The organism is Acidobacterium sp. FHG110202_01, from assembly GCF_059115305.1.
In genome coordinates this window covers 609,393-631,506 of sequence record NZ_JBZYWJ010000001.1, presented here as the reverse complement: position 1 = coordinate 631,506, position 22,114 = coordinate 609,393, and the positions used below count along the sequence as shown (strand labels likewise).

The following is a 22,114-nucleotide window of genomic DNA, read 5'->3' as shown; positions in this document are numbered from 1 at the left end:
TCTGCATGGCGCGATCGCGACTTTTTCTTTTTCTACATTGGATTCCGGCGATGATTGGAGTGACGGTCATCCTTATTGAATCCACCGGAACGATGTCTGCCAATAATACCAGCAGGTGGCTCCTGCCCCTCTGGATCAAGCTGTTTGGCCCGATTTCTCCGGAGCGGTGGGGCGCGATCCATCACTGGATTCGCAAAACGGGGCATTTTGTCGGCTATGGCCTTGTGAGTCTGGGATTCTTTAATGGCTGGCGCGTTACTTTTTCGGAGAAATCGCGCGGTAAGGGATGGCTGTTCGCGCTGGCTGCGCCTCTGGCACTTGTATCTACGCTTGCACTGGCCTCGTGGGATGAGTGGCACCAGTCGCTACTGCCGGGACGAACCAGTTCTCCTTTCGATGTCGGCATTGATCTTTCTGGAGCTGTCACCGCGCATCTCGTGCTGCTGATGGTCTTATTCATCGTGTGGCGTGTGCGCGCATCGCGTGCCAAGAAGCGGGAAAAGGAAATCACTGCTTCGCGCTGAAGCGTACTGCTTTCCGTATACTCGTCTGTTGATCCAGATGCACATGGGAGAATGGGATGCCGACTGCTGTTGAATATGCAAGCGAAAATTCTGCGCGATTTCTCGATGAATTGAAGGCACTGCTGCGGATACCTTCTGTGTCCACGCTGCCCGAGCACAAGGGCGATGTGCGTAAGACTGCTGAGGTTCTGGTTGCGGAGCTGAAGCGCATCGGCATGGAAAATGCGCGGCTGATTGAGGGCGAGGGGCATCCGCTGGTCTATGCCGAATGGCTTCATGCTGCGGGCAAGCCGACGGTTCTTTGCTACGGGCACTACGATGTTCAGCCGCCAGATCCTCTGGATGAGTGGTTGTCGCCTCCGTTTGAGCCGACAGAGCGTAATGGCAATCTCTATGCGCGCGGCGCCGTAGATGATAAGGGCCAGATGTATATGCAGGTGAAGGCGCTGGAGGCGCTGTTTGCGTCGCATGGTGGGAAGCTGCTCCTGAATGTGCGCGTGATTCTCGAAGGCGAGGAGGAAGTTGGCGGGGAATCGATTGCGAAGTTTGTGCGCGAGCACCCGGAAGAGTTGAAGGCTGATTTTGCGCTTGTGTGCGATACGGAATTGTTTGCTCCGGAACTGCCGACACTGTGCGTGGGGCTGCGTGGCATGATCTACACAGAGATAGAAGCGCGCGGCGCGAAGAGCGACCTGCATTCGGGAATCTATGGCGGAGCTGCGCCGAATCCGTTTGTGGCGCTCGCGCAGATCATCGCGCAGTTGAAAGACAAAGACGGGCGCATTCTCATTCCCGGTTTTTATGACAAGGTGCAGGCTCTCAGCGCTGACGAATTGAAAGCTTGGAAGAGCCTGCCGTTTGATGAGGAGCATTACCGCAAGACGGAAGTTGGATCATCGCAGCTGGCAGGAGAGCCGGGATATTCGGTGATCGAGCGCACCTGGGCGCGGCCTACGCTGGATGTTCACGGAATGCCGGGAGGTTTTACCGGCGCAGGTGCGAAGACAGTGATTCCGGCGAAGGCGATGGCGAAAGTCTCGATGCGCCTGGTGCCGGATATGACGCCGCAGGAGACGTTTGCGCAATATAAGACGTTTGTGGAATCGCTGAAACCTGCCGGCATTGAGCTGGAGGTGCGGCTGATTCACTCAGGCGATGCCATTGTTGTGGGCACGGATAATCCCTATATCCAGGCAGCGACGAAAGCGCTCGAGCAGGTCTGGAAGAAAGACACAGTCTTTATCCGCTCCGGCGGGTCGATTCCGATTGTCGGCAACTTTGAGCGGCACCTGAAGATTCCTACTGTGATGATGGGTTTCGGGCTGCCGGACGACAATCTGCATGCGCCGAATGAGAAATTCCATCTTGCGAATTTCTATCGCGGGATTGAATCGATCATTACTTTCTTTGAAGAGTTGGGGAAGTGAACGGATTTGTTCTGGCCGGAGGGCGCAGCACGCGCATGGGGCGCGACAAGGCGCTGCTTGCGTATGAGGGGCGGCCTCTGGTGGAGCATGCTGTGGCCTTGCTGAAGAGCGCGGGACTTCAGCCGCATATTGTTGGCTCTCGTCCTGATCTTGCTCAGTATGCGCCTGTTGTTCCTGACGTGCGTGAAGCATGTGGGCCGCTTGGCGGCATAGAGGCTGCGCTTGTATCCACCGAGAGTGAGTGGAGCCTGTTTGTTGCCGTTGACCTGCCGCTGCTGCCGCCGATGTTCCTTCGCTATTTAGGGCAGCGTGTTTCCGTGACTCGGGCATGGGCTACAGTTCCAATATCGGTAGGGCGCCCCGAGCCTTTGTGCGCGGTGTACCATCGTGATCTGTTTGTTGGGATTAAAGCTGCTTTGGAAGCAGGCGGCTACAAGGTCATGCGCGGCATCGAAAAAGCTGCGAAGGGAAATATCGATGTCTTCAACATTGAAGCTGTCGCTGCAGCGCGAGATGACTGGGCTTCCGATATTCCAGTCCATCGCTGGTTTCAAAACCTCAATACACCTGCCGATCTGGCATTGGTAATCTAAAGGCAGGAGACATCCGGATTGAGCAAGATTCCTGAGATTGTCATCGCGGAGAAGAACGGCTCGCGACCACAGCATCCATACATCGCCTTTGAGAAGGTTTCGAAAGCCTTTGGTGATAACGTGGTGCTCGATAACGTGAGCTTCTTCGTACTTCCGGGAGAGACACTCTGCATTCTGGGTCGAAGCGGTGTCGGCAAGTCAGTTTCGCTGCAGCAGATCATGGGCTTTCTTAAACCGGATTCGGGAGAAATTCTTGTTGCGGGGGAGAACATCTGCGGCTACAGCGAAGCACAGATGCAGACTCTTCGGCGCAAAGTGACGATGGTTTTTCAGAACGGCGCTCTTTTTGATTCGCTCAGCGTGGGTGAGAATGTTGCTTTTCCGCTGCGCGAGCGCGGCGAGCTGGCGGAAGACCAGATTCAGCAGATCGTGAACGGACTGCTGGAGATGGTAGAAGTTGCCGAGATGAAAGACCTTCTACCGTCCGATCTTTCGACGGGAATGAAGCGATGCGTCGCCATCGCACGTGCTCTGGCGGCACAGCCTGAAGCGATTCTCTATGATGAGCCGACGACGATGGTTGATCCGCTGATTGCGCGATTGCTGGGCGACCTGATCCAGAAACTGAAGCATCAGCTGAATCTCACAAGCATCGTCGTGACGCATGATATGCGTTTCGCCAAGAAGCTTGCTGACCGCGTGCTCTTTCTGCATCAGGCGAAAGCGCATTTCTTCGGCACGATGGAAGAGATGGAGAAGTCGCAGGATGAAATTGTGCGTCAGTTCCTCGACCTCGATGCGCTGGTGCTTCCGGAGGCCTAATACTCTTATGTCTGCGACGCAAGAGCTGAAGAATGGCAGCAAGGCAACCACAGCCAGCGATTTTGTCGGCACGTGGAAGCTGGTGGATTATGCATTTCTGCACGAAGACGGCACAGTCGAAAGGCCCTGGGGCGAGAATGTTGTCGGATTTCTGCTGTATTCAGCAGAAGGCTACATGAGCGGAAATCTCAGCCCTGCAGGCAGGCGGCACAACGTTGATAAAACGGAAGCCCAGAAAGCTCGCCGCAAGCGCGATTACATTGCTTATGCCGGCCCATACACAGTGGAAGGCAATACGGTGACACATCATGTCGAGGTCAGCCTTTTCCCGAACTGGCTGGGCACGGCGCAGCTGCGCTATCACAAACTCGAAGACGACACGTTGATCCTGCGCACGCCGCCGATTCTTTCGAGTGATGGAGTGGTCGCAGTGCAGCTTACCTGGCAGCGCGTAAAGAAATAACATTGCTAAACTAAATCTGTGAAGGTTGCGCTCGCCCAGATCAATCCTACGATCGGTGATTTCACCGGAAACATCGACAAGATTCTCAACTTTACACGTGAGGCTGCGCGTGGCGGAGCAAACCTTGTGCTCTTTCCGGAGCTTGCAGTCTGCGGATATCCTCCGGCTGATTTTCTTGATAAGCCATCATTCGTTGCGCGTTCAGAAGAAGCGGTCAGGGAAATTGCCGAGGCAACGTCTGACCTGGATATTGCCAGCATTGTTGGATATGTGACACCTGCTCCTGCAGGAACAGGGAAACGGGTGATGAACTCTGCGGCTCTCTTGCGCAACGGTGAGATTGCTTTTGTGCAATCGAAGATGCTGCTGCCTTTTTACGATGTTTTTGACGATCAGCGATATTTTGCTCCGGCTGAGCGGCAGCATCTGGTGCATTTGGGTGGTGACCGCGTCGCGTTGACCGTTTGCGAAGATGCATGGAACGACAAGAATTTCTGGCACAACCGGCTGCATGCTGTCGATCCTGTGGAAGAATTGATGCGCGAGGGCGGCAACGTTATTCTGAACATTTCGGCATCGCCCTACTGGCGAGGAAAGCGCAAGACGCGCCGCGAGATGCTGGCGGCTATTGCGCGGCATCACGGCGCGCCGGTAGTAATGGTGAACCAGGTGGGCGGTATGGACAGCCTCATCTTTGACGGGTCAAGCCTGGTGCTTTCTGCTGAAGGTGACCTGATCGCGCAGGGCAGGTCGTTTGAAGAGGATCTGGTCTTTGCCAATCTGAAATCGCGAACGGGAGATATTCACTGGCAAACGGACAATCTGGATGAAGCAGTCTATAGTGCTCTGGTGCTAGGCACGCGCGATTATGTGCGCAAGTGCGGCTTTTCCAAAGTGCTCATAGCTCTGAGCGGGGGAATTGATTCTGCGCTGGTGGCGACCATTGCTGTCGATGCACTGGGGAAAGAGAATGTGTTTGGTGTGGGGATGCCGAGCCCTTATTCCTCGAAAGGCTCTATCGACGACAGCTGCAAGCTGGCGGAGAACCTTGGCATTCGCTTTGAGCAGATTCCCATCAGTGGCCTGTTTACTGAATACAACAAAGCCCTGGCTCCGCTCTTCTCCGGGCTTCAACCGGACATCACTGAAGAGAACATTCAGTCGCGTACCCGTGGCACTCTGCTGATGGCGCTCTCAAATAAATTCAATGCGCTGGTGTTGACGACGGGGAACAAGTCTGAAATGTCGGTTGGTTACTGCACGCTTTACGGCGACATGGTAGGCGCGCTGGCGGTAATCGGCGACCTGATGAAGACGCGCGTCTATGACTTGTGCCGCTTTGCCAATCGCAATGGCGAGCGCATTCCGCAGGAAATTCTTGAGAAGCCGCCATCGGCCGAGTTGCGGCCAGGGCAGAAAGATACTGACTCGCTGCCGCCCTACAGCGTGCTCGATCCGATTCTGGAGGCTTATGTTGAGAACTACGAGACTCCGGAAGAGATTGCAGCCAGACAGAAAGTTGATCTCGAACTGGTGCGCAAGGTCGTCAAAATGGTAGAGCGCAGCGAATACAAACGCCAGCAGGCAGCACCGGTATTGAAGATAACGAAGAAAGCCTTCGGTCCGGGACGGCGTTTTCCTATCGCCGTAAAAGTTCAGGTATAGACTTTTCTTTGTGACTCCAGAAAGGATTTCGATGCATCTTGGTATTTCGCTTCGCAAGACCGTGCTTGCGATGACTCTCGGTACAGTTGCAGTGCCGACAATTCTGGCGCAGCAGAATGCACCCGCGCCTCCTCCTGCTCCTACGGGATCCACGGAAGAAGTGCCTGCGGCTCCAAAGCCTACTGCTCCTGTGCCGGGTACGCCGCAGTTTCCTCCTGTAGATCAGGCGAACTTTACTGCGACGACGCCTGCCAAAGATACGGTTGACGCCTTTCTTCGCCAACTATGGGGATATGACTCGGACCGCGTATGGCAGGTGCAGGCCATTCAGAAGACGGCTGCTCCGGGAGTGAGCAAGATTACGGTACTGGCAGCGCAGAAGACGAATCCGCAGCAGATTGGCTCGCTGCAATTTTTTACAACGCCTGATGGCCAGCATCTGATCTCGAACGAGGTCATGTCGTTTGGGACACGCCCGTTTGACGCTAACCGGAAGTTGCTTCAGGCCGGCGCCAATGGCCCGTCGCACGGCGCTGCTTCCAAGGAACTACTGCTCGTCGAGTTTGCTGATTTTCAGTGCCCGCACTGCAAAGATGCGCAACCGATAGTACAGAAGCTGCTCGCTGATTTTCCCAATGCGCATTACGTGTTCCAGAATTTGCCACTGACCTCGATTCATCCCGAGGCATATAAGGCGGCAGCCTATGGCGTTTGCGTTGCCAAGCTGGGAGGCAACGATGCGTTCTTTACTTTTGCGGATACGGTATTCACAAACCAGGCCAGCCTGACTCCAGAGGCTGGGGACACGACATTGAAAGACGCAACGACCAAAGCCGGAGTCGATGCGGCGAAGGCGGCTGCTTGCTCTCAATCAGCTGAGACGAAGGGTGCGGTGGATGCATCGATTCATCTGGCGCAAGACCTCAATGTGAATGAGACTCCGACCCTTTTTATCAATGGACGCAGCATTCCGCTGAATGCCATTCCTTACGAAACATTAAAGAAAATTGTTGAGTTCCAGGCACAGGACGACAAGTAGAATAATTTAGTACGATGCCTGCCGGTGGTTTCCGGCAGGCATTTTCATGGGATTTCCCGGCTATACAGGCAACAAGCCGCGCATGCTCCCCGCATGCGGTTGAGAAGCAGCCCCAGGTTCCGGACATAAAAAATTCATGCTCCATTCAAGGTTCAAGTGTGAACTAGTGGAGTGGTAACGGATTGAGTAGAGAGGTTGAGGATGGAACAAGGCCGCTGGGTCCTGTTGATTGCGAGCGAAGCAGGCGGGACTGATTCGGTAGCCGACCAGGCGATGGAACGGCTGGTGCAGGCAATTCAGGAAGAGGGGTATCGCGTCGCCAGGACTTCGACGCCGGAGGATGGGCTTGCGCTGGTGAATTCCGATCCATCGCAGAGCGCGATTCTGCTTGACTGGGACCTGCCGGAGAACAAGGAGTTTGATGAGCGTGCAGCGCTGCGCATTGTCCGCGCGGTGCGTCGTCGCAACAAGAAACTGCCGATCTTTCTGATTGCTGATCGCACGCTGGTGAGTGAGTTGCCGCTTGAAGTGGTGAAGCAGGTGCACGAGTATATTCACCTCTTCGGAGATACTCCCGCGTTTATCGCCAACCGCGTTGATTTCGCAGTCGAGCGCTACCATGAGCAGTTGCTGCCGCCATATTTTCGCGAATTGGTGAAGTACACAGACCAGGGCGCTTATTCCTGGGACGCCCCGGGGCACATGGGCGGAGTAGCGTTTCTGAAGCACCCGGTGGGCATGGCTTTTCACAAGTATTTTGGTGAAAACCTGCTGCGCTCGGATCTCGGCATCTCTACTGCGCAGCTTGGCTCATGGCTCGATCATATCGGTCCACCGGCGGAATCAGAACGCAATGCTGCGCGCATCTTCGGCGCAGATTGGACGTTTTATGTGCTGGGCGGTTCTTCGACATCGAACCAGATTGTCGGCCACGGGGTGATTGCGCAGGATGAGATGGTGCTGGCTGATCTGAACTGCCACAAATCCATCTGCCATTCGCTTACAGTTACTGGCGCGCGGCCTGTCTATTTCAAGCCGACGCGCAATGGTTATGGAATGATCGGGCTGGTTCCATTGGCGCGCTTTCGCCCGGAAAATATCGAGGAGCATATCAGCAAGAGTCCGTTCCTTGCCGGCGCAGTGTCGAAAAATCCAAGCTACGCAGTGGTGACGAATTCGACTTACGATGGCTTCTGCTATGACGTGAACGCTGTTGTTGAAGAATTGGCGAAGAGCGTGCCGCGCGTACACTTTGATGAAGCCTGGTATGCCTACGCTAAGTTCCATCCGCTTTACCGCGGGCGCTTTGCCATGGATGTGCCGGATGAGATGCCGAACCGTCCGCTGCTGTTTGCTGTGCAGTCGACCCACAAAATGCTGCCCGCATTCTCTATGGCATCGATGATTCATGTGAAGCAGAGTCCGCGTGCGCCGCTCGAGTTCGATCAGTTCAACGAATCATTCATGATGCGCGGCACAACGTCGCCGTTCTATCCCATGATTGCTTCGATTGATGTTGCGACGGCCATGATGGACGAGCCTGCCGGATCGACTCTTATGACGGAGACGATTCAGGATGCGATCAGCTTCCGCAAGGCGATGGCTTCGGTTGCGCATCGGCTCAAGGCTGAAGAAGGCGGCGGCTGGTTCTTTGCGATGTTCCAGCCGGACTATGTGAGCGATGCGGCGACGGGTGAGACTTATCGCTTTGAAGATGCGCCGGACAGCCTGTTGTCTGAGTCGCCGAAGTGCTGGACGCTGAAGCCTGGCGAAGCCTGGCACGGCTTCAAAGATGAAGATATTGCCAATGATTACGTCCTGCTTGATCCTACGAAGGTTACGATCCTGACACCAGGCATCGATGCGCAGGGCAATATGGCGGAGTGGGGCATTCCTGCGGCGATTCTGACTGCGTTTCTTGATGCGCGCCGCGTTGAGATCGCCAGGACTGGCGATTATACCGTCCTGACGCTCTTCTCGGTCGGCACAAGTAAAGGCAAATGGGGAAGCCTGCTCGAGACGCTGTTCGAGTTTCGCCGGCTCTACGACCAGGAAGCTCCGCTCAGCGATGCGCTGCCTCAGCTGGTTGCGAAGTATCCGGAACGCTACGGCACTACGGACCTGAAGCAATTGAGCGACGAGATGCATGCAGTGATGAAGGAGCTGAACCTGCCCGGACTCCTCCAGGAGGCCTTCGATACAGACCTTCCGCAGATCATGACTCCAGCGCGCGCATATCAGAAGCTCATTCGCGAAGGCACGGAAAAGGTGCGCCTTACCGAGATGCCAGGACGTGTCTCGGCTGTAATGTTGGTGCCGTATCCGCCGGGAATCCCGATGTGTATGCCGGGCGAGCGTCTGGGAGACGTTAACAGCCCAACGATTCGCTTCCTGCTCGCTCTGGAGGAATTCGGCAAGCGCTTTCCTGGATTCGAGCGCGAGGTCCACGGCATTGAAGTGGACGGTGAGGGCAACTTCTGGATGCGCGGCGTGATTGAAACGCCGGGCAAGCGGTCCAACGGCAGGACCAAGCCGCGCACTCATCCCTCATCGCGGGCGGCGAAGTAAAACCATCTCAGCGATGCCCGAGCTGGTGCATCGCTGAGATAGGCCTGATTGTCGATCGAGAGCTCCGATGCAGGATGAGCTTTGGCTCAGCTGCTTGGCAACGGGCTTCCGGTCGGATAGATTAGTCGATCAGACGACATGCTCCAACTCAAGACGCTTAACAACATCTTCTTTCTTGCTGCCACAGGTTCCAATCCACGTGCTGTACTCTACCTGGATGCAGCAGGGAACTGGCAGCCTTTTACTGGCATTCAGATTTACCAGCGTGTGCGGCTGCTGGTGGAAGCATTCAAAAGCTGGGGCATTCAGAAGGGTGACCGCATTGCCATTCTGGCGGAGAACCGCTGGGAGTGGGCGGTTGCCGACTTTGCCGCACTGGCGATGGGAGCGATCGATGTGCCGATCTACCCCACGTTGATACCGGAGCAGGTCGGCGATCTGCTGGCCGACTCTGGAGCGCGCATTGCTGTCGTTTCGACGAAGCAGCAATATCAGAAGGTCGAGGCTGTGCGCAATAAGACGGTGGTTGAGCGCGTTGTCCTGATGGACGATGAAGGCGTGCCCGATGCGGTGCTGATGTCGTCGCTGCTAAAGGATGCAGACAGCCATGGCGTGGAGCGTGATCCTGCGTTTGACCGTGCGGCATACGACGTCGGGCCGGATGATGTGGCGACGCTGATCTACACCTCTGGCACAACGGGTGAGCCCAAGGGCGTAATGCTGACGCATGGAAACATTGCGTCCAATGTGAACTACTCGCTGGCCGGATTTGAGATTACGCCGCAGGACTCCTGCATTTCGTTTCTACCGCTGTCGCACATTACAGCTCGGCATCTCGACTATGCCATCTACACGAGGCAGGCGACGATTGCTTATTGCCCGAGCTTTGAGAGGCTGCCGGCTGCGCTCAAGAGCGTCCGTCCGACAGTGCTGGTGGCGGTGCCGCGTGTGTTTGAGAAGGTCCGCCAGGAGGCGGAGCGTCAGGCTTCGCTCTCGAACCTGAAGAAGAAGATTTTCGGCTGGGCGATCAAGACCGGGCAGAAGCATCGCGAAGAGATCCTGCGTGGTGAGACTCCTTCATCGATGGGCTGGAAGATTGCGAACAAGCTGGTCTTCAGCAAGCTTCAACAGGGATTCGGTGGACGAGTGCGCTACTACATTGCCGGGGGCGCCCCGCTGGGGATGGACACAGCAACATGGTTCGCTGATGCGGGCATTCGCATTCTTGAAGGCTATGGACTGACGGAGACCTCCCCTGTTCTGGCTATCAATACAACGGCGGCGTATCGCATTGGCTCGGTCGGCAAGCCACTGCCGAATGTCGAATGCCGCATTGCCGAGGACGGCGAACTGCTGGTGCGCGGCCCGAATGTCTTTTCCGGATACTGGCACAAGCCGAACGAGACGGCGCAGGCCTTTGATGAGGAGCACTGGTTCCGCACGGGCGACATTGGGCGCATTGATGAGGACAGCTTCCTCTATATCACCGACCGCAAGAAGGAGCTGCTGAAGACCTCTGGTGGCAAGATGGTGGCGCCTCAGCCGATTGAGAACAAGCTGAAGGCCCATCTGCTGGTGGGGCAGGCGGCGGTGGTCGGTGACAAGCATAAGTTCATTGCTGCACTTATCTCCCCCAATTTCCAGGCACTCGAGGAGTGGGCGCGCCTGGAAGAGATCAGCGCCCCGACACGGCGGGAGCTGGTGGAGCAGCCCAAAGTAGTCAAGTGCTTCCAGGAAATTGTGGACCAGGTGAATGCGGGGCTGGCGCAGTTCGAGACCATCAAGCGCTTCAAGATCGTTCCCGAAGAGTGGTCGCTGGCGACAGGGGAACTTACTCCCAGCCTCAAGCTCAAACGGCGGGTCATCAATGGACAGTACGCGCAGGAAATCGCCGCTTTCTATCCGGACAAACTCCAGCCTTACTGACCCCTCGCCTATGTAGCAGTTGGTGTATTTTTTCAATGACTTACGCGGGGGCCTGCTATGTTATTGACTCTTCTATTTGAGCCCTTGATCTTTCAGAGTGTTTCTTCTGAGCTAACCGTTTTCTACGCGCGCCTTTATGTCTGAGTATGCCGTCTCGATGAGCCCGCTGAGTGCTGCGGCATCTGTGGTCATTCCCGGTCTCAGCTTTACATGGCGCATGAACTTGCCAGTGCCTTGCAACAAACAGGCTGGATCCGGCAACGATGCTCCTTGAAAGAATCCTACGTTCACGTGCGAAGTAAATACATTGACGTAGCCGAAGGGCACATCGCCCAGACAGGCAACCGGGCAGCCGTCATGCAAGGCTTCGCGGACTTCGTCTCCGCATTTCCGCATTACCTCAAACCAGTGATGCGCGATGGCTCCCAGTTCGCCTTCATGCTTTTTCATCCACGCATCGATGGCAGGATCGCGTTCGACAGTGCCGTTGAATCGCAGCAAGTCTGTTCCCATCGTCGGTCCACTTTCGCTTTCGGATCTGTGTTTGCGCGACATCTCTAGTCGGGTCTCAGCCCAGCCAATCATCGCCGAGTTAGCGGGTGATCATCAAGTGAAGAAAGGTGAGGCACCCTTTGTGTGACTATCGAGGCATGGTCGTCGCTGGTCAACGATTCGCAGGAGCCCTTCGACTTCGCTCAGGATGGCAGTACTTTACTGTACATCCTTACTGCGGATTTTGGGGTTGTTGCTGGTTTTGTTGCTGCTGGTCCTTTTTTCCCAGACCGAAGAGTTTGCTGAAGAAACCACGCTTCTTCTTTGGTTCCTGTTCGGGTTGCTGTTGGTTCTGGTTTTGGGCGTTCTGGGCCGGGGCAGTGGGTGTAGGCGTTCCCGGACGATTGGCCGGCTGCTGTTGCTGTTGTGCCGGAGCGGGCACGACGTTTGGTCCTGAGGGCTGCTGGTTCTCGCCTATGCCGAAGATCTTCTGGAAGAGGTTGCGCTGGTCGCCGTTGGAGTGGTCGCAGGTATCGGTGGGCTGCGTTCCGTCGAGGAAGGCAGCGGTGTAAGTGTTGCTGGCGCAGGAGGCGTCGGAGAGCAGGTTGGTGCCCTTGTCGAGCTGCACAAGAGTGATTCCGGCGGGCGAGTCGAACTCCTTTGTATCGGAGTACTGCGGGAGAGCGACGGCGCGCTTCATGAATGCCCCCCAGATAGGGGCGGCGGCTTTGGCGCCTTCGAGCTTGATGTCAGAGTAGTCGTCGTTGCCGATCCATACGATGCAGAGCAGGTTGGAGGTGTATCCGGCGAACCATGCATCGTTGGAGGTTCCAGTCTTGCCGGCGGCGGGAGCATAGAAGCCCGAAGCGCGGGCGGCGAGGCCGGTGCCGTGGTTGATGACGTTCTCAAGCATGTTGGTGGTGAGATAGGCGACGCGCGGGTCGAGGATGGGCTTGCTGGTGGGCGCATAGTCGCTGACGACGTCGCCATTGGCATTGCGGACGGAGGCGAGCATCCAGGGATCTAGCTTGACGCCGCCGTTGGCGAAGATGGTGTAAGCGCCGGCCATGTCGAGCGGAGTGGCGTCATAGGTGCCGATGGCGACCGATGGCGTTCCGCGGGCGGATTTGATGCCGGCATCGCGCGCGAGAGCGGCGACGTTATTGAATCCGACCATCTGCCCGAGGGCGATGGTGGCAACGTTCTGCGACTCCTGCAGTGCGAAGCGCGCGGTGATCATACCGTATTCTTCGTCATGAAAATTATGCGGTGTGTAGTCCTGCCCGTTGACGGTGTAGGTCACCGGCGCGTCGTTCAGCATGGTGACGGGCGTGAAGATGCCGCTGACGCCGTCGGCGCTGGTGAGCTGCGCTCCGGAGAGGCTGGTGTTGAAGGCGGCAGCGTAGACGAAGGGCTTGAAGATCGATCCGGTAGGACGGTGACGGACAGCATGATCGAGCTGACTGGCGGCATAGTTGCGTCCGCCAACAAGAGCGAGCACCTGGCCGGTGTGCGGATTGAGGGCGACGAGAGCCACCTGCGGGTAGACGATGTTGGGGTCGACGCTGGCCGGGCTGTTTTTCGAAGCGCGATGTGTGTGTAGCTTGGTAACGAGTTCATCGACGTGCTTCATGCCTTCGCTGACGGCCTCGCTGGCTGCGGCTTGCAGCTGCGGATCGAGCGAAGTGTAGATACGAAGGCCCTGCTGGTTGTATTCGGTATCGCCGAGTTTCTGGACGATCTGGTCACGGACGAGATCGACGAAGTAAGGTGCTTCGCTGCTGTCGGCGTTCTGCGAGGCGAGCTTGAGCGGGGTGGCTTTGGCAGCTTCGGCCTCGTCGCGGGTAATGGCTCCGGTTTCGACCATGGCATCAAGCACGAGGTTGCGGCGCTCCATGGCGCGGGTGCCGTGGCGATAGGGATTCAGACGGCTCGGGCTCTGGATCATGCCGGCGAGCAGAGCGCACTCCTGCAGGTTGAGCTGGCGGACATCTTTGCCGAAGTAGGCCTGCGCTGCCTCGCCGAATCCATTGATGGCGAAGCTGCCCTGCTGCCCGAGCGGCACCTGGTTGGCATACATCTGGAAGATCTGCTGCTTGGTGAAGCGGTGCTCAAGCTGGAAGGTGATGAGCATTTCGATGAGCTTGCGGCGGAGGCGCTTTTCCGGAGTGAGGAAGAAGCCGCGCGCGAGCTGCATGGTGAGGGTAGAGCCACCTTCGGTATAGGTGTGCCTGTGGGTGAGGTCGTTGCGGAGCGCTCCGAGTAAACGTATATAGTCCACACCGCCGTGGTCGAAGAAACGATGATCTTCGATGGCTGTCACAGCAGGAACCATGTAGCGCGGCAGCTCGTCGTAATTGACGAGGCGGCGCTTGATGCGGTTCGAATCGGACAGGCCGGTGATGAGCAGGGGCTCGAGCTCATAGGCGGCGAGCTGGTCGCCGTTCGAGTCAGAAATTTTGGTTACAGTCGTGCTGCCGAAGGTGATGGTGGCGCTGTCGGGAGCGTGGTAGGACTGAGGGCCGGGATGGACGGTGAGGTTTGTGCCGCTGATCTCAAATGTCCCCATGGGAGATGCGGAGCCGGTGCCGGTCTCGATGTATCCGGCCTGGCGCAGCTCCTGCGCGACGAAGCTGGCAGTCAGTTTCTGCCCCGGACGCACTTCGCGGGGGGCGGCGTAGATCTTGGCGGTGTTGGTGAAGAGCGGTTTTTCCAGGCGCTCGTCCACGATGTGCTTGTATTTGAAGTAATAGAAGGAAAAGATGGCGACAAAAAATATGACAACGATACCGACGGCGGCGGCAGCGATCTTGAGAACTTGACTGCTGCGGAAGGTGTCGTACGCAGAACGAGGGGCGAATTTTACTTTCACGGCCAATGGGGGACTACCGCCTTCCATTCTATCGGTTCAGGTGAGGGAATGGATGCTTTTGGTATGACGCTGGATTTAGGGGTGGGGTCAACCTGTGAGTTTGAGGATGTAGCTGGGTAGTAATTGCTTTTGTGAACTCGCTCAAGAATTGTCATCCTGAGCCCTTCGGTTTCGCTCAGGGCAGGCTGTAGCGAAGGACCTGCTTCTTGCATCAATAGCCGCGACAGCCACGACTCCGGGTGCCCCAGAGCCTGCCCTGAGCGGAGTCGAAGGGTTCGCGCATCGGGGTGAGAAGCTAACCTGGGGTAGTTCTATTAGATCGAGTTGTTCGTCATTTTGCCGTTGACCATGCGGAAGAGGCTCAGAGGGTTTTGGTTTTGCAGGGCTTCAGGGAGGGCGGCTTCGGGCAGGTTCTGATAGCTGACCGGGCGGGCGAAGCGGAAGATGGCCTGCGTGCCTACGGAAGTGGAGCGGCCGTCTGCGGTTGCCGGGTAGGGGCCGCCGTGGACCATGGCGTGGCAGACTTCGACGCCGGTGGGGTATCCATTGAAGATGACGCGGCCTGCTTTGCGTTCGAGGATGGCGATGAGGTCCTGGTGCGAAGCGAGGTCTTCTTCGGTTCCGATCAGCGTTGCGGTGAGGTGGCCTTCGAGGGCGCGCGCGGTTTCGAGCATCTGCTCGCGGCTGTGGTAGCGGACGATGAGCGTTGTGGGGCCGAAGATTTCTTCTGTTAGTTCGGGATTCGTGAGGAGCTGTTCGGCATCGGCTTCTAATAACGCAGCTGTGGTGCCCGCGGGTGTGGAGGCGGTTGCTTCCGCTGTCGCGACAGCCTGCGCGCCTTCGGATTCCAGGCGCTGGGTGAGTCCGCGCTTGTATTGTGCGGCGATGCCAGGGGTGAGCATGGTGAAGGCGGGCAGCGCGGCGGCGCGTTTGCCGAGCTCTTCGATGAGGCGGGTTGATTCATCCTGCGGAGGCAGAAAGACGAGGCCGGGCTTGGTGCAGAACTGACCTGCTCCTAATGTGTAGGAGGCGGTGAGGTCGGCGGCGATTTTTTCATGTTGCTGGAGCGCTCCGGGGAGGATGAAGACCGGGTTGGTGCTGCTCATTTCGGCATAGCAGGGAATAGGAGCAGGGCGGCGTGCGCAGAGGTCCATGAGCGCGCGTCCGGCTTTGAGGGAGCCGGTGAATCCGACGGCTTTGACAAGCGGGTGCTGGACGAGCGCGGTGCCGACTTCGATTCCGGAGTCGAAGAGCAGGGAGAAGACGCCTTCGTGGAGTCCGGCAGCCGCGATGCATTCCTGGATGGCGCTGCCGACTAGCTCGCTGGTGCCTGGATGTGCGGGATGCGCTTTGACGATGACTGGATTTCCGGCGGCAAGGGCAGAGGCGGTGTCTCCGCCGGCGACGGAGAAGGCGAGCGGAAAATTGCTGGCTCCGAAAACGGCGACAGGGCCGAGCGGGTGCAGCATGGAGCGGATGTCGGGCTTGGGGAGTGGCTTGCGGTTGGGGTCGGCGGTGTCGATGCGCGCGTTGACCCACGAGCCTTCTTCTACAACCTCGGCGAAGAGGCGCAGCTGGTTGGCGGTGCGGAGGACCTCGCCTTCAAGACGCGGGGCGGGCAAGGCGGTTTCGAGGTTCGCGCGTTCGACGAGCTGAGGCGAGATTTTCTGGATGGCGTCGGCGATGCTGCGCAGGAAGGCTGCGCGCTTGCTGTTCGAGAGCTTGCTGTAGCTGGGGAAGGCGGCTTCGGCTAATTTGGCGGCATGGTCTACTTCTTCTTTGGTTGCGGAGAAGTAGGCGGGCTGGAGTTGCTCTCCAGTGGATGGGTTGATGCCGTGGAATGCTTCTCCGGTTTGGGGGGCGCGCTTTGAGCCTAAGATGGATGTTCCCTGCATGAGTTGACCTTATTCGTTTGTGATTGCGATGCATACTACCCCAGGTTAGCTTCGCGAACCCGGGGCACCCGCGAATTGCGTAAATGCTACTTCCTTGATTTTAGGGCGACTCTTCAGGGCTTCTGCGATGGCCTGTTTTGTTTCGGTTAATTCTTCGCCTGTAATTTCAAGGCGCGGTGGGCGGACACGGCCGCTGCCTACGTTCAACTCTTCCTGTGCAAATTTGATGAGCTGGATGAATTTCGGGACGGTGTCCATGCGCAGCAGCGGGAGGAACCAGCGGTAGAGCTCGAAGGCCTCTTTTGTTTTTCCCTCATAGGCCAGATTGAAGAGGGCCACGGATTCGGCGGGCAGGGCATTGACGAGACCGGCGATCCATCCAGTGGCTCCGGCGGCGATGCCTTCGACGATGGCGTCATCGACGCCGACGAAGATCTTCAGGCGATCACCGATGAGGGCGCGGATGGCAGTGACGCGGCGGACGTCGGTGCTTGATTCCTTGACGGCGTGGAAGTTCGAGTGTTCGGCGGCGAGCTCGGCGATCTGCTCGGGGAGGAAGTCGGTCCCATAAGCGACGGGATTGTTGTAGAGCATGCAAGAGAGCGGCGTCGCTGCGAAGATGGCTGCGATGTGCGCTTTGGTTTCGCGCCAGTCGCCGCGATAGACGTAGGGCGGCAGCACCATGAGGCCGGAGCAGCCTGCATCGGCGGCGGCTTTGGCGAGCGAGACAGCTTCGGCGGTTGAGAGCGCGGAGATGGCGGAGACGATGGGGGCCTTGCCGTTTGCGGTCGCGACCATGTTCTTGAGGATGGCAATCTTCTCGTCGAAGGTGAGGGTGGCGGCTTCGCCGAGCGAGCCAAGATTGACGATGCCGGTGCATCCGTTGTCGAGCAGCCACTGGGCATGCTGCTGCATGAAGGCGTGATCGACGTTGAGCTGTTCGTCGAAGGCGGTGGTCATTGCGGGCATAACACCGAACCAGTTCATAGTGTCTCCTGTACCTGAGATAGCCCGGGCGTGGCGCCGAGGCTTGAAAGTGTTGTGGGAAAGATGGGCGGACGGACTGAGTCCGCGCTCCAGCCAAAAAGAAATTCTGCAGCCGGGCCGCAGATGCGTCCCTGGCATGGGCCCATGCCGCAGCGCGTGTGCAGTTTTGCGGCGCGCCATGTGGCTTCGGGCTCGAGTGAACGATAGAGGACGTCTTCGCAGCGGCAGACGATGGTGTCGGATTGCGGCAGAGCTTTGAGCGCAGGATCGAGAGCAAAGGTTTCTTCGAGTGTGCGGGCGAAGGCGCGCTGTTTTGTGCGCGCGGCGAAAAGGGAGCGCGCTTTTTCCTGATGTCCTGCGCTTGCGTATCCGGCGATCTGGCCTTCGAGAAGCGCAAGCTCCACGCCGCCAATGCCTGTGGGCTCGCCGGCGCAGTAGTGCTTCGGGATGGTTGTCTGCTGGAAGTCGTCGACTACGACGCTGCCTTGGGCGATGCTGCATCCGAGCAGCTGCGCGAGCTCTGTGTTGGGGATGAGATGGAAACCGCAGGCGAGATAGTCGCAGTCGATGGTCCATGTACGTATCCGGGTGCGATTGCCTTTGCGCAGTGTGACCGACGAGTGTTTTCCGTCTCCCTGAGCAGAGATGGGCCAGCAGCCGGTGTGGAAGGGCACGGTGAACGTGCGGATCTTGTATGCGACGGCCTGCGCAAGTTTTTCTGTATTTGTAACTAGATTAGGTGCAAATTTCAGAAGACGGGAGAACGGCGCCTGCTCGCAGATGGCGAGGACTCGTGCTCCGTGCTCGCGCAGATACACAGCGACGGCGATGAGAAGTGGGCCGCTGCCGGCGACAACGATGCGCTTGCCCTGAACAGAAAGGCCGCTCTTGACGAGCGCCTGCAATGCGCCTGCGCCTAGCACGTTGGGGAGGGTCCAGCCGGGAAAGGGAAGAAAGCGCTCGCGCGCTCCGGTGGCGAGGATGAGCTGCTGATACGAAATGTCGATGACCGAGCCGTTTTGTTCGGCACGAAGAATGCCGGAAGCGGGCTGGGCGAAGACGCGCGCGCTGTGAATGCGCTCAATATTCGTGCTGGCCAGGCGCTTGTACCAGGATGTGGCACTCTTTGAATGAGAATCGCTGCCTCGCCATATCTGTCCGCCCAGCGTGAGGTTGTCATCGATGATGGCGACGCGGGTGCCGCATTCGGCGGCACAGACAGCGGCGGCAATGCCCGCCGGGCCTCCGCCGATGATGACAACTTCAAAGCTCTGCGTCATTGCGTCTCTACTTCCATGCCGGATTCGCACAACATCTGGCAGGTGCGCTGATGCAGTTTGCCATTGACGAGAGCGCGGCATTCAAAGCAGATGCCCATGCCGCAGAGCGGGCCGCGCGGCTCTCCGGTAACGGATGTGCGGCAGGCTGCTCCGGCGTTCATGATGGCGGCGGCGATGCTGGTGCCTGAATCGACTGTGAGCGGGTGGCCGTTGATCTTTAACTTGATGTGCTCAGGCATGGGCTACCTCGCGGGCGAAGCGTTCCGGCAGGTACGGCGTGAGCGGAATCGCTGAATCGCGGCCGAGAAGGTGATCGGCGAGCAGGTGCGCTGTGGCCAGTGACGTTGTGATGCCGAGGCCTTCGTGTCCGGTGGCGAGAAAGACGGTTGAGTCTTCAGTAGGGCCGATGAGTGGCAGCTTGTCCGGCGTAGCTGCGCGAAAGCCTGTCCAGACACGGATGGAAGAGAGATTGCCGAGCGAGGGGATGTAATCAAGCGCGCGGGCCAGCATGGCGCTGAGAATCTTCTGATCCACTTCTGAGTTTTCATTATCGTACTGGCGCGAGGAGCCAATAAGCAGTTGGCCGGTGCGGCGCGGCTGCACGTTGAAGGCTACGGAATCCGTCGCGATGGAGTGGGCACTCTTCAGATAACCTAGCTCGACAAGCTGGTGGTACACAAAACCGGGATAGCGGTCGGTGATAACGAGATGCCCTTTGCGTTTCCTGATGGGCAGATGGGGAAGCAGGCGTGTTGCAGCTGCTCCAGTAGCGTGAATGATGTGCGCAGCTGAGAGAGTTGTGCCATCGCTGAGAACGACGCGGCCATGGGCTGCGGTGGTTGCGGTTTGTCCGGGATAGATTGTGGTTCCGTGCAGCTGTGCGCAATTCGTCAGATACTGGGCGGCGCAGGGAGGATAAAGGACTGCATCGGAAGCTACGCGCAGCGCTCCGGCCAGAGGGCGGCGCAGTGCTGGCTCTGCTTCGGCAAGCGTTTGCTGATCGAGAATTTCAGTAGCAACGTTTGCGGTTGCGTAGAGCTCACGCTTGCGGCGGACCTCCTGCATCTCTTCTTCGTCGGTTGCGATCCAGAGAGTGCCGCAGCGGTCGTACTCGACGTTTGCGGGCAGCCCGGGCGCGAGGTCATTCCAGAGAGACTGCGAGTATTGCGTGAGGGCAAGTTGCGCAGGCGAGTCGTCCATGACGACGATGTGCCCCATGCCTGCGGCGGTGGCTCCGCTGCCGATGGAGTCAGCTTCCACTATGGCGGTGCGCATTCCAGACTGGGCCAGCTCACGGGCGCAGGCTGCGCCGACGATGCCCGCGCCGATGACGACGGCATCGTACGTTTGGCTCATGGAACGATGCCCATGCGGAAGGGATCGTTGTCGTCGAGGATGAGCGAGGATTCCGCGGTGACGTAAGCCGACCCGGTGATGCTGGGCAGGACGTGTCCATTCTCGACGTCGATGGAGCCTTCAAAGATGGTGCTGAGGATGCCTTCCTGCCGCCAGACTTCGCCGGGCGTGAGTTTGCCGTCGGCATAAAGGCAGGCCATTTTGGCACTGGTTCCGGTGCCGCAGGGCGAGCGGTCATACGCCTTGCCGGGGCAGAGAACGAAGTTGCGGCTGTCGGCGTGTCCGTTGGACGGAGGGCCAAAGAGTTCAATGTGGTCGATCTCAGCGCCGTTGTCGCCGGTGATGTTGCTGGCAGTGAGTGTCTGGCGGATGGCCCAGGTGAAGTCGGTGAGTTCCCCAACGTGCTGGAGGTTAAGGGGCAGGCTGTGCTTTTCGACAAGGTAGAACCAGTTGCCGCCCCAGGCGATGTCGCCGGTGATCCGTCCGAAACCGGGGACGGAGACAGAGACACCGGCTTCGCTGCGATAGCTGGGCACATTGGCTATGGTGATCAGGCCCGATTCATGAAGCGTGGCATTGACGTTGCCTACCGGCGTCTCGATTTTGTGCGTGCCTGGGCGGATTTTTCCGAGATGGGCAAGGCTGACGATGACGCCGATAGTTCCGTGGCCGCACATGCCGAGGTATCCCACATTATTAAAGAAGATGATGCCGATGTCGCAGGTAGGGTCGTCGGGCTCGCAGAGCAGTGCGCCGACGAGGACATCGGAGCCGCGGGGCTCATTCACTACCGCAGATCGGAAGGTATCATGCTCATTGCGAAGGCGTTCGAGTCTCTGGGCGAGCGGACCAGAGCCAAGGTCGGGTCCTCCGGAGAGTACAAGACGGGTGGGTTCACCTGCGGTGTGGGAGTCGATGACCTGGATACGGTGCGGTACGGTGGAATCTGGCATCTAATAATGTCTACAAAAATGAATACAATCTAAGTATAGCCTAATCAATGCATAACCGTGTAAATTCTCTGTTTCTTATTTTCCCACATGGGGAAGTGTTCATTTCATTGGGCACTTCCGTTAGTCTGAGGATTGGTTTCTAACATGAACAATAAGAAAAAACCGGCGGCAAAACCAAAGGCGGAGCATGGGTCGAGTCTCAGGACAGCATTTCAGGAGATTCGCGAACTGATCGTACATGGAAGACTTTCTCCTGGGACATGGATTGTGGAGGGCGACCTGGCGGAGCGGCTGGGGATGAGCCGTACTCCGGTACGCGGGGCGCTGCATTGGCTGCAGCGTGAAGGCTACGTGTTGGAGCACAAGAACGTGAGCAAGTCGCGGATGATTGTCGCTCCGCTGACGAAGGAAGATGTGAGCGAACTGTATTCGATCATTGGCCGCGTGGAGGGGCTCGCCGGGCGGCGCGTGGCGGCGCTCGCTAAGGCGCAGCGGACGGAGATTGTGCAACAGCTCAAGAATATTAATGACCAGCTCAATGAGATTGTGAAGGAGCGGTCGGCGAAGGCCAGCGGGATTTTCGATCTCGACCATGACTTTCATCGCACGATCGTGCATGCCGGCTCGGGTCCAAGGCTGCTAACCTGGCACAAGGCCATTGAGCCGCAGACGGAGCGCTACTGGCGACTCTATGCAAGCTCAATTCTTCATGACCTGCACTACTCGATTGCCGAGCACGATGAGATCATCCGCGCGATCACCGAAGGCGATGCCGACCGCGTGGAGCGCGCGCTGTGGACGAACTGGGAGAACGGCGCGGAGCGGCTGTCTCGGGTGATTGATATGTTTGGGGAGCGGGGGAGCTGGTAGTCTTCAGGGAAATAGGGAATAGGGAATAGGGAATAGGAAAGTAGGGAATAGGGCTTAGAAAACAGCGTGCAGCGCTCAGGGTACAGCGACATAAAAATGATGTCATCCTGAGGCGAAGCCGAAGGACCTGCTTTTCGCACCGATAAGGGTGCCCCAGGTTCGCGGAGCTAACCTGGGGAAGTTTGATGGATTCTCCACGAATGAGGGGAAGCAATTACCTCAACGACAACAAATCCAATCCGAGCCTGAACCCTTAATTCTTGATGTGAATCCTGATGCATGCTAAAACCTAATTCATCTTACGCAGTCGTGCCTTGTTTTTCGGCGTGATCCAGGGAAATCAGGGAAGCTTGAAATCGTTTATGCGGGACGAGACGTACAG

The 22,114-nt window shown here is 57.8% G+C and carries 18 protein-coding genes; 10 read left to right on the top strand and 8 right to left on the bottom strand.

Annotated features, from left to right (window positions below):
• Positions 1-5: 5 nt before the first annotated feature.
• The 9 genes from AC5S16_RS02500 (at position 6) to AC5S16_RS02460 (ending at position 11,027) form a co-directional block, all read left to right on the top strand.
• Entirely contained in the window at positions 6-524 is a 519-nt protein-coding gene (locus AC5S16_RS02500; RefSeq protein ID WP_493928425.1) for a VanZ family protein, read from the top strand.
• A 56-nt stretch (positions 525-580) separates the two neighbouring features.
• The gene (locus AC5S16_RS02495) at positions 581-1,951 is read left to right on the top strand and encodes a dipeptidase (RefSeq protein WP_493928424.1); all 1,371 of its coding nucleotides are present in this window, start codon (positions 581-583) and stop codon (positions 1,949-1,951) included.
• A complete protein-coding gene (locus AC5S16_RS02490) occupies positions 1,948-2,544 on the top strand; it encodes a molybdenum cofactor guanylyltransferase (RefSeq protein ID WP_493928423.1) in 597 nt (198 codons plus the stop codon). The genes AC5S16_RS02495 and AC5S16_RS02490 overlap by 4 nt, the downstream gene beginning before the upstream one ends.
• 18 nt (positions 2,545-2,562) lie before the next feature.
• Entirely contained in the window at positions 2,563-3,366 is an 804-nt protein-coding gene (locus AC5S16_RS02485; protein ID WP_493928422.1) for an ABC transporter ATP-binding protein, read from the top strand.
• A gap of 7 nt (positions 3,367-3,373) precedes the next feature.
• A complete protein-coding gene (locus AC5S16_RS02480; RefSeq protein WP_493928421.1) occupies positions 3,374-3,829 on the top strand; it encodes a lipocalin-like domain-containing protein in 456 nt (151 codons plus the stop codon).
• An 18-nt stretch (positions 3,830-3,847) separates the two neighbouring features.
• Complete coding sequence (locus tag AC5S16_RS02475) at positions 3,848-5,494, top strand: NAD+ synthase (protein ID WP_493928420.1); 1,647 nt, start codon at positions 3,848-3,850, stop codon at positions 5,492-5,494.
• 31 nt (positions 5,495-5,525) lie between these two features.
• A complete protein-coding gene (locus tag AC5S16_RS02470; protein WP_493928419.1) occupies positions 5,526-6,533 on the top strand; it encodes a DsbA family protein in 1,008 nt (335 codons plus the stop codon).
• A gap of 201 nt (positions 6,534-6,734) precedes the next feature.
• Positions 6,735-9,101 (top strand): Orn/Lys/Arg family decarboxylase, encoded by a 2,367-nt coding sequence (locus tag AC5S16_RS02465; RefSeq protein WP_493928418.1) that lies wholly within the window; start codon positions 6,735-6,737, stop codon positions 9,099-9,101.
• Between the two features lie 138 nt (positions 9,102-9,239).
• Positions 9,240-11,027 carry an AMP-dependent synthetase/ligase gene (locus AC5S16_RS02460; RefSeq protein WP_493928417.1) on the top strand — a complete coding sequence of 596 codons (1,788 nt, stop codon included), beginning with the start codon at positions 9,240-9,242 and terminating at the stop codon, positions 11,025-11,027.
• A 111-nt stretch (positions 11,028-11,138) separates the two neighbouring features.
• Here AC5S16_RS02460 and AC5S16_RS02455 read toward each other — a convergent pair whose 3' ends face one another.
• From AC5S16_RS02455 to AC5S16_RS02420, 8 genes are all read right to left on the bottom strand, one after another.
• The gene (locus AC5S16_RS02455) at positions 11,139-11,540 is read right to left on the bottom strand and encodes a DUF1801 domain-containing protein (protein ID WP_493928416.1); all 402 of its coding nucleotides are present in this window, start codon (positions 11,538-11,540) and stop codon (positions 11,139-11,141) included.
• A 211-nt stretch (positions 11,541-11,751) separates the two neighbouring features.
• Positions 11,752-14,391 (bottom strand): PBP1A family penicillin-binding protein, encoded by a 2,640-nt coding sequence (locus tag AC5S16_RS02450; protein WP_493928642.1) that lies wholly within the window; start codon positions 14,389-14,391, stop codon positions 11,752-11,754.
• Positions 14,392-14,705: 314 nt separating this feature from the next.
• Positions 14,706-16,286, bottom strand: a complete 1,581-nt coding sequence (locus AC5S16_RS02445) for an aldehyde dehydrogenase (NADP(+)) (RefSeq protein WP_493928415.1) — start codon at positions 16,284-16,286, stop codon at positions 14,706-14,708.
• Between the two features lie 45 nt (positions 16,287-16,331).
• A complete protein-coding gene (locus AC5S16_RS02440) occupies positions 16,332-17,273 on the bottom strand; it encodes a dihydrodipicolinate synthase family protein (RefSeq protein WP_493928414.1) in 942 nt (313 codons plus the stop codon).
• Complete coding sequence (locus AC5S16_RS02435) at positions 17,270-18,553, bottom strand: FAD-dependent oxidoreductase (RefSeq protein WP_493928413.1); 1,284 nt, start codon at positions 18,551-18,553, stop codon at positions 17,270-17,272. Before AC5S16_RS02435 ends, AC5S16_RS02440 begins: the two co-directional genes overlap by 4 nt.
• The gene (locus AC5S16_RS02430) at positions 18,550-18,792 is read right to left on the bottom strand and encodes a 2Fe-2S iron-sulfur cluster-binding protein (protein ID WP_493928412.1); all 243 of its coding nucleotides are present in this window, start codon (positions 18,790-18,792) and stop codon (positions 18,550-18,552) included. The genes AC5S16_RS02435 and AC5S16_RS02430 overlap by 4 nt, the downstream gene beginning before the upstream one ends.
• On the bottom strand, positions 18,785-19,909 hold the full coding sequence (locus AC5S16_RS02425; RefSeq protein WP_493928411.1) for an NAD(P)/FAD-dependent oxidoreductase: 1,125 nt from the start codon (positions 19,907-19,909) through the stop codon (positions 18,785-18,787). Before AC5S16_RS02425 ends, AC5S16_RS02430 begins: the two co-directional genes overlap by 8 nt.
• A complete protein-coding gene (locus tag AC5S16_RS02420; RefSeq protein WP_493928410.1) occupies positions 19,906-20,862 on the bottom strand; it encodes a proline racemase family protein in 957 nt (318 codons plus the stop codon). Before AC5S16_RS02420 ends, AC5S16_RS02425 begins: the two co-directional genes overlap by 4 nt.
• Positions 20,863-21,006: 144 nt before the next feature.
• On the opposite strand from AC5S16_RS02420, the gene AC5S16_RS02415 reads away from it, so the two are divergent.
• Entirely contained in the window at positions 21,007-21,732 is a 726-nt protein-coding gene (locus tag AC5S16_RS02415; RefSeq protein ID WP_493928409.1) for a GntR family transcriptional regulator, read from the top strand.
• Positions 21,733-22,114 lie beyond the last annotated feature (382 nt).